This window comes from Mycobacterium sp. 852002-51163_SCH5372311 (assembly GCF_001667115.1).
Lineage (GTDB): Bacteria > Actinomycetota > Actinomycetes > Mycobacteriales > Mycobacteriaceae > Mycobacterium.
In genome coordinates this window covers 1-548 of record NZ_LZIJ01000185.1, presented here as the reverse complement: position 1 = coordinate 548, position 548 = coordinate 1, and the positions used below count along the sequence as shown (strand labels likewise).

At 62.8% G+C, this 548-nt stretch carries 1 protein-coding gene; it reads left to right on the top strand.

What is annotated here, in order from left to right; all coding sequences use genetic code 11:
* The coding region (locus A5791_RS22140; protein WP_197504757.1) for a glycosyltransferase at positions 1-548 on the top strand (548 nt) is incomplete at both ends.

Sequence of the window (548 nt, the reverse complement as noted above, 5' to 3'; positions counted from 1 at the left end):
TTTGTGCTGGCATTCTACGGAAGTCGCGGCGATATCGAGCCATGCGTCGCTGTCGCAGGTGAGCTGCTCCGCCGAGGGCACGACGTGCGCCTGGCCGTCTCGCCCGACCTGGTTGCGTTCACCGACTCGGCTGGGCTCGATGCCGTCGCCTTCGGGCCGGATGCGGGGACGTGGCACGACCTACACCGCGACTTCTTGATGCACGTGTTCCGCAACTTCTGGAAGATCCCGGAGCTCATCAGGTTAGGGCGCAAGGATTGGGAGTTGTTCACCCAGTTTTGGGAAGAGGCCAACACGACAGTGATGTCGCTGGCGGACGGGGCAGATCTGCTGTTCACCGACGCCGGTTTCGATCGTCCCGTTGCCAATGTCGCGGAGTATTACGACATTCCGTTGACCACGCTGCATTGCATGCCGTCGCGGGCCAACGGCCAAGTCGTTCCGTTCCTGCCGGCGTCGCTGGTGCGCTTTGCAATGACAATGGACCGCTGGCTGGTTTGGCGGATGACGAAGACGGCCGAGGACGCGCAACGCCGTGAACTCGGCCT